This window comes from Nocardia sp. NPDC005825 (genome assembly GCF_040630175.1).
Classification (GTDB): Bacteria; Actinomycetota; Actinomycetes; order Mycobacteriales; family Mycobacteriaceae; genus Nocardia.
In genome coordinates, this window is record NZ_JBEXXC010000003.1 from 1 (window position 1) to 14,973 (window position 14,973).

Consider the following 14,973-nt stretch of genomic DNA (forward strand, 5'->3'; position numbering starts at 1 on the left):
GCGTTTGCCGGGGGCCTCCCCGGCGCCTTGGCCCCCCCCCCCCCGGGCGTGCTCACCCCGGTGGTTGGGCCGCCTCCCCCACAATTTGGCGGTCGTTCCAAACGGAACGACCGCAACTACTGTTCGTCCCGTCGAAAGGGACCCTCAGTGAATCGATTCATCGCCGCAGCCTCCACCAGCGCACTTCTCGCTCTCGGCCCGCTGGCCGCCACCGCCGCCGCGGCAACCGAGCCGTCCGCGACCCCCGTCGCCGACAGCGGCTCCGCCTCGGGCTCGGCCACCGTCGCCGACCTGGGCCTGAAAATGCTTCTCTGCCAGCTCAAAGGCGGCACCATGACCAGCTCCGCCGTCGAAACCGGACCCCCGCCCCACTGCACCGTCGTCTGATCTCCCGATCGGATGCCGACCACCCCTGGATCCGGCCGGGTGGCCCGGATCGGGGTGGGGCGTTATGATCGGCTCGATGATTACTCATTCCATGCAAGGATTGGGGGTCTCGTTCGCTTCTGGTGAGTGCTGATGCACCCATCCACCGCGAACGGGACGACTTCCCGACATTCATTCTGGCTGCGCGTGCGGGAGTTCGCCGTGCCGCCCTCCATGATCGAGACCGCTACCGCTCGGCGTCGTGCCGGGGATTGGGCTGGGGCTTGTGCCGCAGCAGGTTTCGAGGTGGATATCGATCTGCGGGCGGTGGCCCGCATCCATGGGCAAGGGCTTACGGCCCGCGTTCGAGACGATCTGCGCGGTCTGGCGCCGGATCTGCTGCGCTGGCATCTGCCGCGGGTCGCTCCCGACGGATTGCTGCGGCCCGGGCTGACGATCTCGCTGGCTCGGTACGCAGACGACGAGCGCGGAAGTGGTTGCGGCGCAGCTGATTCGGTTCATCTGGTGGCGCGGACCGCTCCCGCGTGGGCGGATGCCGGTCAGCGGGTGAGCCTCGCGCTGTGGGACGGATCCGGTGACCGGGACGTCGGTACATTGCATCCGCATCCCCGGCCGGACCGGCGGTATCGGCTGGATCTTCATCGTCACCTGTGGGATGCGCGGCGAAGCGACGAGTTCCGAATACGTTCCGGGGCAGTGCGACTCGATATCCCCAATGACATCGAAACCCAGCTCTCGGGCGCGGCCCCACCCGGTTGCGCCGTGGACCGGTGGGCCGACGAAGCAGGGATTCTGCTGCGCGCCGAAGGGAATACGGGCGGCCGGGTGCTGGTGCGGGCGGGGGTGCGGCGGCGGCTGGTCCTCGAATTTCCTTCGCACGCAGGCGATCCGCCCGATGTCCGAATCACCGAGCGATATCCGCGCGGCGAGATGTCCGGGCTACCCGTGCTGCCTGATGCCGCGACCTGGACGCTGCCCGATCTGGAGCTGTTGCGCGCGGGTGCGATCACGGCCGATCGGCTGCATCCACTGGTCGCGTCGGCGCTGGAACCGGGCCATTCGAGGGCCGAAACCTCCGGTGGCACAGGTCAGGACGGCCGGACGCTGGTGGTGGAGTGCCGCGGCGAGCTGCATCGCGTGGCCTTGGTGGACGGGGTGCTGGCTGCCCTGGATCACGATCCCGCCGAGGTCCGTCGGGAGGAGCTGCTGGTCGCCCTGACCGGCACTCCCCTGCCCTGTCTCCAGGCGATCGATCGGGCCCACCGGCGACCGGACTGGCTGTCCGATGTCCGGGAACGGTTGATGCACGGCGACACCGCCGGCGCGCTGACCGTTGTCGAACGTGCGCTCGGTCCCGGCGCGGCGCTCCGCGAGGGCGCGCTGCGCGACGAGCTGGAGGCGGCCGCGCGGCAGCGGATCACCTACGGCCTGTTCCGATCCGGCCTGGCCAAGCCGTTCCCGTGCCTGCCCCGGCCGAAGCACCGAGCCCATCCGCGAAACGCGACCTCCCGCTGATCCGCGGCCGTCGCGCCTTTCCCCATTCCTCTGAACTCCCAAGGTGATTCACGCATGCCTACTGCAACCCACTCCGACTCCCAACTCGCCATCGCGGGCGACCTGCTGACCCTGCTGGGCGATGTCGCCACCGAGCCCCGGCCCAATCTTCAGCTCGAAGCCCTCACCCTGGCCGTGGCCGCCGACCTGCCGGTCCTGCTGTGGGGCGAGCCGGGCATCGGCAAAACCGCGGCCCTGACCCAACTCTCGGATGCCCTCGACCTCCCCCTGACCACGGTGATCGCCAGCGTGCACGAGCCGTCGGACTTCTCGGGCCTGCCGATCATCGGCGACGATCCCGCCACCCAGGGTGTCCCCATGGCGCCGCCGGAGTGGGCGGTCCGCCCGGTGCGCGCCGGGCGTGGCCTGCTGTTCCTCGACGAGCTGTCCACCGCGCCGCCCGCCGTCCAGGCCGCCCTGCTCCGCCTGGTGCTGGAACGTCGGATCGGCACCCTGCGACTGCCGCCGGGGGTCCGTATCGTGGCCGCTGCCAACCCGCGTTCCTCGGCGGCCGACGGCTGGGAGTTGAGCCCGCCGCTGGCCAACCGTTTCGTCCACCTGAACTGGGTGCACGACCATGAGGTGGTGGTGCGGGGCCTCGGCGGCACCTGGCCGTATGCGACACTGCCCACCCTCGATCCCGAGAAGTTCCCGGAGGCAGTCGATTTCGCTCGGCGCGCGGTGTGCGGCCTGCTCGCGGGCCGCCCGAAGCTCGTGCACCAGCTGCCCAGCAGCGAGGCTCGTCGCGGCGGTGCGTGGCCGTCCCCGCGCAGCTGGGAGATGACGGTGCGGCTGATCGCCTTCGCCACCGCCGCGGGGGCCGGCCGCGACGTGCTGTCACTGCTGGTCCGTGGCTCGGTCGGCGACGGACCCGGTTTCGAGCTGCTCACCAGCATCGACCGCATGGATCTCCCGGATCCCGAGCTGTTGCTCGCCGATCCCGACGCCGCCGACCTGCCCACCCGCGGCGACCTGCGGCAGGCGGCTCTCGACGCCGTGGTGGCGGCGGTGCGCAGCCGCCGCACCAAGGTCCGCTGGGACGCCGCCTGGGTGCTGCTGGCGAAGGCCGCCGAAACCGGCGCGCCCGACCTGGTGGTCGTCCCGGCCACCACCCTCGCGAGTCTGCGCCACGAAACCTGGGACGTCCCCGCCTCGATCGAACGCCTCACCGGCATGGTCTCGGTCTCCCAGGGCGCGGACCGCGCCGCCGCCCGCGTCACCGCGCAGGTGGGCCGATGACCCCGATCCTGGACTCCGAGAAGCTCTTCGCCGCCCGCCTGCTGGCCGTCCGTGCCCGCCCCTACCTGGCCACGGCCCTCTACGCCCTGAACATCGTCGAATCCCGCCGGGTCCCCACCATGGCCGTCGACCGCTACTGGCGCTGCTACGTCTCCCCCGCCTTCGTCGACCACACCCCCGTCGAGAACCTGGCATCGATTCTCGTGCACGAGGTTTCCCATCTGCTCCGCGATCACCACGGCCGCAGCGATCGTTTCGCCCAGGCCCACAACCTGTCCGGCCCCGCCGAGCGGCTCCGCATGAACATCGCCGCCGACGCCGAGATCAACGACGACGCGTTCGGCGACGGCCTGATCCAGCCCGAGGACGCGGTCACCCCCGCCACCCTCGGCCTGTCCCCGGGCGAGCTCATGGAGGACTACCTCCACCAGTTCCGCCTCACCGTCGACGCCCAGCACCTGGCCTGGCTCGACTGCGGCAGCGGCGCCGACGGTCTCGACCGGGAGTGGGATCTGGGCCCCGGCGATGCCGACGGCTTGACCGACCAGCAGCGGGACGCCGTCAAATTCCGTGTCGCCCAGGGCATCGCAGGCCGGCCCGGCGACGCCCCCGAAGGCTGGCGCCGCTGGGCCGACCGCGCCCTCCATCCGCCCCAGCCCTGGCGAGACCTCCTCGGCGCGGCCCTCCGCGCCGCCGCCTCCGCCCCCGGCCTCGGCGAAACCCACACCTACTCGCGACCCTCCCGCCGTGCCACCGCCCTCCCCCGAACCATCCTCCCGACGCTGCGCCGCACCCCACCCCACGTCACCGTCATCATCGACACCTCGGCCTCGGTCAGCGACACCGAACTGGGCAGCGCCCTCCTGGAAACCGCCGCCATAGCCCGCACCCTGGGCGGCCGCAAAGACCTCCTGACCGTCATCTCCTGTGATGCCGCGGCGCACATCGCAGGCCCTTTCTGCCAGTCCGAGAGCATTCCGCTGATCGGCGGCGGAGGCACAGACCTCTGTGCGGGTTTCGCCAAAGCCGCACGCGCCCAACCTCGCCCGGATGTCCTGGTGGTCCTCACCGACGGCCAGACCCCCTGGCCCAAGCAGTGTCCCTCCGCCCGAACCGTGGTCGGCCTCTTCCGCCGACCCATCACCCGGACCGAGGACGACACGGGCTACATCCCCGACAAGCCCCCATCCTGGGCCCGTGTCGTCGAGATCGGCTGATTTTCGCGGCAGCGACACCGCCGCCCCGCACTCGGCCTCACACGTCCGGGGCGTCGAACGGATGGAGGAATTCGACCTCGTCCCAGGGGATTTCACGGCCGTCGGTTCCGACGATGAAGCCGATGTGCACGGGATTTCCGGTGGCTCGCTCACGCCGCAGTCGCGCGGGCCCGGCCGGGTGCGGCCGGTGCCGGTCACCCCACTGCTGGAGCGCGCCCAGGATGATCAACAGCTCTTCCCCGGCGGGGGTCAGGTGGTAGCCGTCGCGGGGGCGACTGCCCGGCTCCCGGTAGGTGAGCTTGTCGAGCACCCCGATGTCGATCAGCGCCTTGAGACGAACGCTGAGCAGGTTCGACGAGATCCCCAGGCTCGCTTGGATCTCGGTGAATCGGTGTTTTCCGGCGAAGATCTCGCGGACGATGAGCAATGTCCACCGCGGTTCGAGCACCCGCAGGCTGCGCTCGATCGAGCACCACGGTTCATCAGCGCTGTCCATGTCCATGGCGGCCACGACTCCTCTACCGCGGCGAACGGGCCTGCCCGGTGGTGATCGCACGGCGTAGGAATTCGGCCAGTTCGGCGGCCAGCGCTGCGGCCGGGGCGCACAGCGGGGCCTGCAATTGGGCCACATGCCACAGTCCGCTGCTCTCGGTATACCTGGTCTCGACGTCGGAGCCGCGTAGCCTCGCGACCAGGTCCCGGCACTGATCGCGCAACAGCTCGCTCGAGTCGACCTGCACGTAGGTCGGTGGCAGGCCACGCATATCGCCCAGCAGCGGGGCGTAGCCCGGATTCGCGCCGTCGCCGCCGGCGAGGTAGGCGGCCGCGCAGTCGCGGGACCAGGCCTTGCCGATGACGAGGTCGCGGTCGCGGTCGGGAACCAGGTTGGGATTCACCCACGGTGCGATCAATCCCAGCGCCGCGGGCGTCAACCCGTAGCTGGACCGCAGGCGTTGCGCCAACGCGAGCGCGAGACCGCCGCCGGCCGAATCACCGGCGATCGCGATGGATTCGGGCCGATAGCCACTCTCGACCAGTTCCAGGAAGGCGAATTCGGCGTCGTCGAGCGCGGCCGGAAAGGGATGCGCGGGCGCGCGCCGATAGTCCGGAACGTGGACCGGGCAACCGATCTCCCGCGCGAGCAAGGCCGTGAGCGCCCGATGGGTGCGTGCGGAGCCGATCGTGTAGCCGCCCCCGTGCAGGTAGAGCAGGGTACGCGTGGACGATGCCGGTCCGCAGGTGACGCGTTCGGCCGGCCGGCCGCCCAGCCGGATCGATTCGATGGTGGAGCCGCGCGGCAGCCGCCGCGCCGAGGCCACCAGTTCCATCAGCACCCGCTGCACGGTGAAGGGCAGCCGGTGATACATCATCACCCGGAAGACCGGGCCGAGCGCGGCCCGTGCCGTGGGCAGCGGGATGTCCATCTGACGCATAGAGATTCCTAACGGCGACGTGGCTGTCGAAGTGCGGACGGCTGCCCGGCGTCAGCGGACGCCGGGCAGCCGGAGGGTGTGCCGACGGGTGCGCTCACGCGGCCCGAGGACGTCGCGCGGTGATGCCGAGCGCCGTGACCGCGCTCGCCGCGGCCACCGCGGCGATCGCCCACCACGAGTGGGTGAATCCGCTCAGCGCGTCCGCGCCGGAGGCGGTCAGGGTGCCGAGCAGAGCGACCAACATCGCCACGCCCAGCACGTACCCGAGCTGGCGGCTGGTGTTGACGATGCCGCTACCGGTGGAGACGCGGGCCGGCGGGAGATCCACCGTCGCCGAGGCCAGCAGGCTGGGCAGCGAGAAGCCGACACCCACACCCACGATCAGCCAGCCGGGAAGCACCTGGGTCAGGTAATCGACCTCGGTCCGGGCGCTCAGAGCGAGCACCACAGCGCCCAGAAAGACCAGCGAATTGCCCAGGGCGACAATATGACTGGCGGGCCAGCCACGCTTGCTCAGGCGCTGGCCGACCGCCGCGAAGATCGGCACCATGAGCGGACTGGGCGCGACGGCGAGACCGGTGACCAGGGCGCTGTAGTGGGCGGTGGTCTCCAGTCGGAGCACGATGGAAGGCAGGACCGCGCCGAATGCGGTGCAGAACAGCAGCGCGGTCGCATTGGCCCAGAAGAAGGTTCGCACCTTCATCAGCGCCGGATCGATGATCGGCGCGGAATGGGTGAGCACCCGGGCCACGACCAGCACCACCGCGACGGCCGCGACCGCGAACGCGATCAGAGTCGAGCTCGCGCTCCAGCCCCACTCCTGTCCCTTCACCAGCGCCAGTGCCAGCGCACCGAGCCCGATCGCCAGCACCAGCGCGCCGAACAGGTCGGGAATCCGGGTCACCGTCGCGTCTTTCGTCTCCGGCAGCAGCGCGATGGCGCCGATCAGCGCGATCACGCCGACCGGGACGTTGACCAGGAACACCCACTGCCACGACAGTTTGACCAGCGCACCGCCGACGACCGGTCCGATCGCGGCGGCCAGGGACGTCGAGGTGGCCCAGATCTTCACCGCACCCGCGCGGCGTTCGGCCGGGAGCGCCGTGAGCAGCAGGCCGAGGCTGGTCGGGGTCAGCAGGGCGGCGCCGGACGCCTGCAGCACGCGGAAACCGACCAGCCACCACAGCGTCGGACCCACCGCACAGGCCACGCTGGCGAGGGTGAAGACCGTGAGCCCGATCAGGAATCCACGCTTGCGGCCGAAGCGGTCGGCCAGCCGGCCGGCGGGAATGAGCAGAGCGGCGTACACGATGGTGTACGCGTTCAGGATCCAGCTCAGGTTCGACAGCGTCGAGCCCGGATAGCCTTCGCCGATCGCCTTGAAGGCGACATTGACGATGAACGTGTCGAGCATCGCCATGAATGCCGCCGAGCACAGCACCAACAGGATGAGATTCGAACGGTCACGTACCTGGGGCTGTACCTCTCGGCCAGCGGACACAACCTGACTTGTTTCTACCATAGTTAGGTATCGTAAATGCTGACTATAGTTCGATCAAGTCAGCTGGCGAAGTTGTGTCCGCCGCACCGGATCCGCCGCAGCGGAGGTGGTGTCGGAGGATCCGCGTTAGCGCGGCAGAGGATTCCGCAGTCCCCCGATGAGCCGGAGCACCACGGGCTCGGTGCTCCGGCTGGCCGCCGCGGGGTCGGCATGCAGAGTGATCAGGGTGGCGGCCTCGCACAACACCAGAAACACCAGTTGCACAGTGGATTCGAGGTCGACCGGCACCAGCTCGCCGGCCGCGTCGAGTTCGCCGACCAGCCCCCGGATGATCGGCAACGCCGTCTCGGCGTGAATCGATTGCAGGCGTTCGGCCCCCAACGCCTGCTGCGCCTGCCGGAACAGCACGCACGCCACCGGATCGGTGACGTAGGTCCGCATGACCATGCGGACCCCGTCCTCGGCCCGCTCCCAGGCCGAGCGATCATCCATCTGCACCATGCGTGCGATCCCGGTGAGCACGGATCGGGTCGAGTCGCGGTACACCTCCACGAACATCTCGCTCTTGTCGCGAAAGTGGTGGTATACCGCGCCCTTGCTGACATCGGCCAGCTCGGCGATGTCGTCGACCGTGGTGGACTCGAACCCCCGGGTGACGAAGAGTTCCAGGGCGGCGTTCAGAATTGCGGCCCGGGTCATGGCCGCGTAGACAGTCCGCCTATTCATCTTCGCCGAACTCACACTGGCCGAGGGTACTTGACCCCCCGACCACCCCCAACCCGCATGGAATCGGAACGCGCGGATCCCGGATCAGTTCGATGCGTCCGCGGAGACCAGCCGTCGCAAGGTTCTCGACAACCGAGTAGTGCGAACGGCCAGGGAATCGCGCAGGTAGTGCGTCGCCCGCCAGGGGGCGCGATCGCCCTGCCGCGGAAAGTCCGCGATCGACCGCTGAATGTACCCGGAGGACAGGTCCAGGAACGGACGTTCGCCGAGCGGCCCCTCCACCCGAGGTGTGACCGGTGCGCCGCCATGGCGATCGATATGACGCAGCACCCGGCCGACCAACCTGGAGTTCAGGTCCGCCCGCAAGGTCCAGGCCGCGTTCGCGTAGCCGATTCCGGCCGCGAAGTTCGGCATTCCCGTGACCATCGTTCCCTGCCACAGGAATTCGTCGGACATCTTCACCGGGCGGCCGTCCACCGCGAATTCGATGCCGCCGAAGACCCGCATACGCAGGCCGGTCGCGGTGACCACTACATCGGCATCGATCACGCGGCCGGAGCTCAACCGGATACCGCGCGGAACGAAGGAATCCACCTGATCGGTCACCATCGATACGTCGCCACGCCGAATCGCGGTGAAGAGATCGGAATTCACCGTCGCGCACAGCCGCTGATCCCACGGCGCATAGCTGGGAGTGAAATGCTCCGCGACCAGGGCACGGTCCCGAAGCGCGAGAGAGACCATCCCCCGCAGCAGGATTCGCGCGCCGCGCGGATATCTGCGACAGAACCAATAGAGACCTCCGGTGAATGCGATGTTCTTGGCGCGGACGACCCGGTGCGCGACCAGATCCGGCAGGATCGCACGCATCCAGTCCGCGAAGACGTCCCGGCGCGGAACCGGGAAGATCCAGGTCGGCGAGCGTTGCAGCATGGTGACGTGCCCGGCGGCTCGGGCCAGCGCCGGGGCCAGCGTTATCGCGGTGGCGCCGCTTCCGATCACCGCGACCCGCTTGTCCGCGTAATCCAGTGCGGGCGGCCAGAATTGCGGATGCACCACGGTGCCGGTGAAGGTGTCGATTCCCTCGAACTCCGGTGTGTAACCCTGGTCGTAGTCGTAGTACCCGGCGCAGGCGTACAGGAAGTCGCACGTCATGGTGCGCACCCGGCCGTCGTCGGGACCGCCCACACCCTCGATGGTCAGCGTCCATCGGGAGCTCGCCGAATCCCACTCGGCCGCGACGACCTTGGACGAGTATCGAATCTTCCGATCGATCCCCGACTCGACGGCGGCTTCCTCGAGGTATTCGAGAATCGAACGGCCGTCGGCGATGGAGTCGGCTCCACGCCACGGCTTGAACGGATAGCTGAGCGTGAAGATATCCGAATCCGACCGCACACCGGGGTAATTGAACAGGCTCCAGGTCCCGCCCAGGGCCGCCCGGGACTCCAGCACGACGAATGTCCGGTCCGGGAACTCCGTGCGCAATCGGCACGCCGCGCCGATGCCGGAGAGACCCGCCCCGACGATGACGACGTCATGGTGCTCGATCGAGTTCATGCCCGCCCCCGGCGCACCGCGTTGAACGGATTGGTCGCGGCCAGCAGGCGCTGATACCGCGCGCCCGCGATCCGCTGCACCAGATCCAATCCCCGCGCCTCCCAGCCGATCAGCACCCGCGGCCGCCGGCGACGCACGCCGCTGACGATCGCGGCCGCGGCCATCTCGGGCGAATGGAACGCCATTCTCCGGTCGAAGACGGTGGATACCGCCACCGGATCGAGCCCCTTCGCGACGGTGGCGTTGCGCGCGACCGCGGTCTTGATTCCACCCGGATGCACGCACGTCACACGCACCGGCAGCTTCTCGGCGAGCATCTCCTGTCGCAGGGCCTCGGTGAACCCGCGCACCGCGAATTTCGCCGAGTTGTACGCGCTCTGGCCACCCAGCGACAGCAGGCCGAACAAGCTGGAGATATTGACGATGTGCCCGTCACCGGAGGCGATGAGATGCGGCAGAAAGGCTTTCGTCCCGTGGACCACTCCCCAGTAGTCGACCGCCATGATCCGTTCGAAGTCCTCGAACTCCGAGTCCAGCACGCTCCCGAAGAACGCGATGCCGGCATTGTTGTAGATCTGGTGGACCACGCCGAATTCCGTCGCCACCGAATTCGCGTATCGGAGCACCGCACCGCGATCGGTGACGTCGAGGGTGTCGGCGCGGACCCACGCGCCGCGCGCCCGGCAGCGCGCCGCGGTCTCGATCACTCCGTCCTCATCGATGTCGGACAGGGCGAGTCGTGCACCCTCGTCGGCCAGCCGGACCGCCAGCGCGCGCCCGATCCCCGAACCCGCACCGGTGACGACGATCGATTTGCCCGCGAAGATATCGACACTCATCGTGTCACTCCTTTCCGGTCGTGACGGGGGTAGGCCAGGACGCGTGCGCCCGCCGCCGGCACCGTCGTGATGTTGCGAGCCTTCTGCTTCTCCGGGGCGGGGTGCGCGGGTCGCAAGTCGTAGGTCCGCAGGACTTCGCGCAGCAGCACGATCATCTCCATCGCTGCGAAACCCGCTCCGGGGCACCGGCGCACGCCGCCGCCGAACGGAATCCAGGTGTTGGGGGCGGGCGAGGCGCCCAGGAAGCGTTGCGGCCGGAACTCGGCCGGATCCTCGTGCTGGCCCGGGTCGGCGTGGACGAGGCCGATCGCGGGCAGCACGGTGATGCCCGCGGGCAGCCGGTAGCCGCCCAGTTCCACCGGCTCGGTCAGTTGGCGGGCGACATCCTGGATGACCGGTTTGAGGCGCAGCGCCTCCTTCACCACCGCGCCGAGGTACTCGTCGTCGCCCGTGTCGGCCGCGCGCTGGGCCGCCGCCCACTGGTCCGGTCGGCGCACCAGTTCGTGAATGGCCCAGGCCAATCCGGTGGCGGTGGTGTCGTGCCCGGCCAACAGCAAGGAGATGAGCTGGTCACGCAACTCGGCGTCGCTCAGCCCGCCGTCCTCGTCGTCCACTGCGGCCTGCACCAGCCGGGACAGCACATCGGTGCGCTCGTGCAGGTCCGCGGCCACGCGTCGTTCGGCGATCTCGGTGTAGACGATCTCGTCGAATTTGCGCTGATGACGCCAGTGCACGCTCCACGGTCGCAGCCGCGCCAGCTTCGGATAGTGCAAGCCGATCAGCGTGATCGGGTCGATCTCGGTGATGTGCCGGATGGCGGGACGCAACTGCGCCAGCCGTTCTTCTGCCGTCACGCCCAGCACCACCGTCAGGATCACCTCGAGCATGAGGTCCTGCAGCTTGTCCAGGCTCGCGAAGGGCCGGCCGACCGGCCAGCGCGCCACCTGCGTGCGCACCAGCTCGGTGACACTGTCCTTGTAGCCCTGCAGAGCGCGCGCGCTGAACGCGGGCGTCAGCAGCTTGCGTACCCGTTTGTGGTCGTTCTCGTCGGTCACCAGGACCGCGTGCGGTCCCATGACCGGCCGCATGATGGCGTTGCCCTCACCGGCGTGGTACACCGCCGGGCTACCGGCGAAGACGGTCTTGATGTCCTCCGGCCGGCCGAGCACCACCATGGTGCGGTAGGGCGCGGTGGGCTTGATCAGAAAGGTGTCGCCGTATCGGCGCCGGAACACCGGATAGATCCGGTGGCGGGCCAGCGTGAACAGCAGGGTCTGCACCAGCGCCGGGAGTTTCGGGCCGGGCGGCAATGTGGCGGTGCCGCCGGGCATTTCGATGTCGGAGACAGTCATGAGGCTTCCTCGAGAGTGGGGTGATCCGATGCGGCCGGGTGCTCCGGTCCGACCAGGTCTTTCATCCGCTCGGCGCGCAGGGTCTCCTCCGTGGTGAGTTCGGACCGCGCCATCGCCCGACGCAGGATGGGCGGGGCCATCAGGGAGGTGACGACGGCGACCAGGACCAGCACCGTGTAGGCCTCGGTGCCGAGCACACCGAGCCGTAGGCCCACCGTCGCGATGATCACCTCAACCACGCCCCGCGCGTTCATTCCGGCTCCCAGCGCGAGGGATTCGTGCCGGTTCAATCCGCTGAGCCGGCCGCCGAGGAACGCGCCCGCGAACTTGCCGGCGATCGCGACGGCCAGCAGGGCGGCGCCCGCTCCCAGGACGACCGGATCGCCCAGCGTGGACAGATCCATCCGCAGTCCCGCGGTGGCGAAGAAGACCGGCGCCAGCACCGACATGACCACCGAGTTCAGCGGCATCAACGCCGCCGGGCGCACACCGCTGGTCCCGATCAGGGTGCCGACCACGAACGCGCCCAGGATCGCTTCCAGCCCCATGGCGTGCGTGGCCGCCGCACCGGCGACGAGCAACACCACCACCGCGCCGGGGACCGCGGCGGGATCCGCGGCGGACGAGGCGCGGCGGATGATCCACCTGACCAGGAACCGACCCGCGGTGGTCGCGAAAAGACCTACGCCGCAGAGGAATCCGATCGGCCGCAAGACCCCGCCGAGGGTCAACGCACCGGCTGTCGACAGGGCCGAGACCAGTGACAGCAGAAACCATCCGACCGCGTCGTCGATCATGGCGGCGGTCATGATCAGCTGACCGACATTGCGGTGGGTCAGCTTCAGCTCCATCAGCACCTTGGCGATGACCGGGATGGCGGTCACGCACACCGCCACCCCGATGAACAGCGCGAAGATGTTCTGATGGATTCCGTTCGGGCGCAACGGAACCGGAGCCAGCCAGCCGAACCCGACGCCCAGCACGAGCGGGATGACCAGACCGAACACGCTGATCGTCGCGGCCGCCCGCGCCCGCTTGCGCAAACGCCCCACGTCCAGATGCATGCCGGCCAGTCCGACCAACAGCACCACGCCGAGCTGGGCCGTCGCGTCCAGCAGATTGATCTGAGCGGCCTGCGGCGGGAACAGCCAATGCCACAGGCCCGGCGCCAGATGCGCGAGCACCGACGGGCCGAGGATCACCCCGGCGAGCAGTTCACCGGCCATGGCCGGCAGCCCCACCCGCAGCGACACCGCCCCCAGCAGCCGGGCACAGCCCAGCAGGACCGCGACCTCGACCAGGAACGTCAGCAGCCCGTGCGCCGGAAGCGGCGCGAAGGACTCGAGCGCGAGCGTCATCGCCGCGGCCCTAGTCCAGTCCGCCGACGCGGCGCCAGTCGCGGTTGCGATAGGCCACCATGTCGCGCGCCACCTGGAAGCCGAGTCCCGCGCCGTGCCCGACCTCGGACAGGTACAGCTTGGCGGCTTCCTTGGAGACCCCGGCGAACCCGTTGGTGAAGTAGGTGCCGCGAACGTGATCCGGGCTGGCGAACTTGCCCCACAACAGCACTCGCGTCATGTTGAACAAGGTGAACGTGCCGGTGGGAACCCGGTTGTCGGCGTCCAGGGCCCGCCAGCCGGTCCAGCGCGGCGAGGGCACCAGCTCACTCTCGCGCAGGGCGCGGTGGATCCGAGCGCAGGCCTCGGGAGCCTCGATGTGCTTGTCGCGGTATGCCTGCATGGCGGCGCACGCGGATTCGAACAGCGCGGCGAACCGCGGGTTGTCCATCGCCTGCAGCCCCCGGAACGGCGCCTGTTCCAGGCGGTCGAAAACCCGCTTGTCCTTGGCCTTCTCGTACTCGAACACCGTCTGCATCTGCGAGTTCGCGCCGTACATGGTGGCGACGCACCAGACGCGGTGCCAGGCGTTCCACAGATCGAAGTCGTCCCAGGAGGTGTAGGAGTAGCCGACCAGGTTGTCGTAGTAGTCGAACGACTTCTTCGTCCAGGTCTGGATGTACTCGAAACGCTCGGTGGCGAAGTCGTTCTCGCGGACCGCGTCGATCAGCCGGTGACCGAGCGCGTTGAGGATCATCATCGTCACCGCCAGGCCGCTGGAGAACAGCGGATCGATGAAGTCCGACGCGTGCGGGAGCAGCGCCCAGCGATCGCCGATGATCTGCTTGGACGCGAACTGGCTGCGGTTCGACGAGGTGTAGGGCCGCACCGCACGGGCCTTGCTCATCTGACGCTGGAAGGTGGGGAACCGGTTGACGTGCGCCCAGAACTCCGCTTCCGGCGTTTCGTCGTCACGCTTCGGATAGGCGTCCATGTCCAGGTTGATGCCGACGCTGCACAAGTTGCTGGTGCCGCCGATGTGGTTGTCGAACGGGATGATCCAGGCCCAGCCGCCCTTGAACAGGTGGTGCAGGGTGCCCTGCGAGAAGGGACTGGGCATGTGGTGTTCGCTGCGCGGCGGCGCCACCCGGTCGAACGGCTCCACGCCGACGAAGTGGTTGAAGATGGTGCGCGAACGAGTCTGATACGGGGCCGGGTCGATCCGCAGGTCGAGCTTCTCGCCCAGCAGGCTGCGCATGCCGCCGGCGTCGACCACGAAGCTGGTGCGGTACTCGCCACTGGAGGCGGTCTTGATGGTGGCGCCCTCGGAATCGAAGACGACATCGGTGACCGGTGTGTAGGTGAGGCCGGTCGCGCCGTAGGACAACGCCACCTGGAACAGATACGCGTCGATGTCCTGGCGGAAGAAGTGCGAGTCCGGCCCGATGGGCGGACTCCAGGTGGGGTGCATGGTGCATTCCTCGGCCCGGAACGGCTCGCCCTCACGGTGGTAGGCGAAACCGAAGTTCCGCTTGACTCCGGAGGAGGCGCTCACCTTGCGGCGCAACGTGTGATGGCCCGCCAGATAACCCAGCTCGGGGACGTCGTAGCGGCGTGAGAGCACCCGCAGTCCGACGATGGTCTCGGGAATGGTCGACTCGCCGATCGCGAACCGCGGATGCCCGCCCGCCTCGATGATCGCCACGCGGACGCCGTGCCGGGCCAGGATCGAGGCCAACGCGGTTCCGCCGATACCGCCGCCGATGATCGCCACGTCGAAGGTGCGGTTGCCGTCGCCGACTTCGGTCTTACTGATGTGCAGCATTGT

General features: G+C 69.0%; 13 protein-coding genes. 4 read left to right on the forward strand and 9 right to left on the reverse strand.

Annotation, left to right across the window (positions count from 1 at the left end; all coding sequences use genetic code 11):
- The first annotated feature begins 147 nt into the window (after positions 1–147).
- From ABZ382_RS08810 to ABZ382_RS08825, 4 genes are all read left to right on the forward strand, one after another.
- Entirely contained in the window at positions 148–387 is a 240-nt protein-coding gene (locus ABZ382_RS08810; protein ID WP_357085964.1) for a hypothetical protein, read from the forward strand.
- Between the two features lie 132 nt (positions 388–519).
- Positions 520–1,902, forward strand: a complete 1,383-nt coding sequence (locus ABZ382_RS08815) for a hypothetical protein (RefSeq protein ID WP_357085966.1) — start codon at positions 520–522, stop codon at positions 1,900–1,902.
- A gap of 54 nt (positions 1,903–1,956) precedes the next feature.
- Positions 1,957–3,180 (forward strand): MoxR family ATPase, encoded by a 1,224-nt coding sequence (locus ABZ382_RS08820; protein WP_357085969.1) that lies wholly within the window; start codon positions 1,957–1,959, stop codon positions 3,178–3,180.
- Positions 3,177–4,397, forward strand: a complete 1,221-nt coding sequence (locus ABZ382_RS08825; protein WP_357085972.1) for a VWA-like domain-containing protein — start codon at positions 3,177–3,179, stop codon at positions 4,395–4,397. Before ABZ382_RS08820 ends, ABZ382_RS08825 begins: the two co-directional genes overlap by 4 nt.
- Before the next feature lie 37 nt (positions 4,398–4,434).
- Here the strand turns inward: ABZ382_RS08825 and ABZ382_RS08830 are convergent, their stop codons facing one another.
- From ABZ382_RS08830 to ABZ382_RS08870, 9 genes are all read right to left on the reverse strand, one after another.
- Positions 4,435–4,899: a helix-turn-helix domain-containing protein gene (locus tag ABZ382_RS08830; RefSeq protein ID WP_357087300.1), complete on the reverse strand. Its 465-nt coding sequence runs from the start codon at positions 4,897–4,899 to the stop codon at positions 4,435–4,437.
- Between the two features lie 16 nt (positions 4,900–4,915).
- A complete protein-coding gene (locus ABZ382_RS08835; protein ID WP_357085975.1) occupies positions 4,916–5,830 on the reverse strand; it encodes an alpha/beta hydrolase fold domain-containing protein in 915 nt (304 codons plus the stop codon).
- Positions 5,831–5,924: 94 nt separating this feature from the next.
- A complete protein-coding gene (locus tag ABZ382_RS08840) occupies positions 5,925–7,352 on the reverse strand; it encodes an MFS transporter (protein WP_357085978.1) in 1,428 nt (475 codons plus the stop codon).
- 105 nt (positions 7,353–7,457) lie between these two features.
- The gene (locus ABZ382_RS08845) at positions 7,458–8,057 is read right to left on the reverse strand and encodes a helix-turn-helix domain-containing protein (RefSeq protein WP_357085980.1); all 600 of its coding nucleotides are present in this window, start codon (positions 8,055–8,057) and stop codon (positions 7,458–7,460) included.
- Positions 8,058–8,141: 84 nt separating this feature from the next.
- On the reverse strand, positions 8,142–9,617 hold the full coding sequence (locus tag ABZ382_RS08850) for an NAD(P)/FAD-dependent oxidoreductase (RefSeq protein WP_357085982.1): 1,476 nt from the start codon (positions 9,615–9,617) through the stop codon (positions 8,142–8,144).
- Complete coding sequence (locus ABZ382_RS08855; protein WP_357085984.1) at positions 9,614–10,456, reverse strand: SDR family NAD(P)-dependent oxidoreductase; 843 nt, start codon at positions 10,454–10,456, stop codon at positions 9,614–9,616. The genes ABZ382_RS08850 and ABZ382_RS08855 overlap by 4 nt, the downstream gene beginning before the upstream one ends.
- Positions 10,453–11,808 (reverse strand): cytochrome P450, encoded by a 1,356-nt coding sequence (locus ABZ382_RS08860; protein WP_357085987.1) that lies wholly within the window; start codon positions 11,806–11,808, stop codon positions 10,453–10,455. The genes ABZ382_RS08855 and ABZ382_RS08860 overlap by 4 nt, the downstream gene beginning before the upstream one ends.
- Positions 11,805–13,166, reverse strand: coding sequence for a cation:proton antiporter (locus tag ABZ382_RS08865; RefSeq protein WP_357085989.1), 1,362 nt, complete (start codon positions 13,164–13,166; stop codon positions 11,805–11,807). The genes ABZ382_RS08860 and ABZ382_RS08865 overlap by 4 nt, the downstream gene beginning before the upstream one ends.
- A 10-nt stretch (positions 13,167–13,176) precedes the next feature.
- Positions 13,177–14,970 (reverse strand): tryptophan 7-halogenase, encoded by a 1,794-nt coding sequence (locus ABZ382_RS08870; RefSeq protein ID WP_357085992.1) that lies wholly within the window; start codon positions 14,968–14,970, stop codon positions 13,177–13,179.
- Positions 14,971–14,973: the final 3 nt, after the last annotated feature.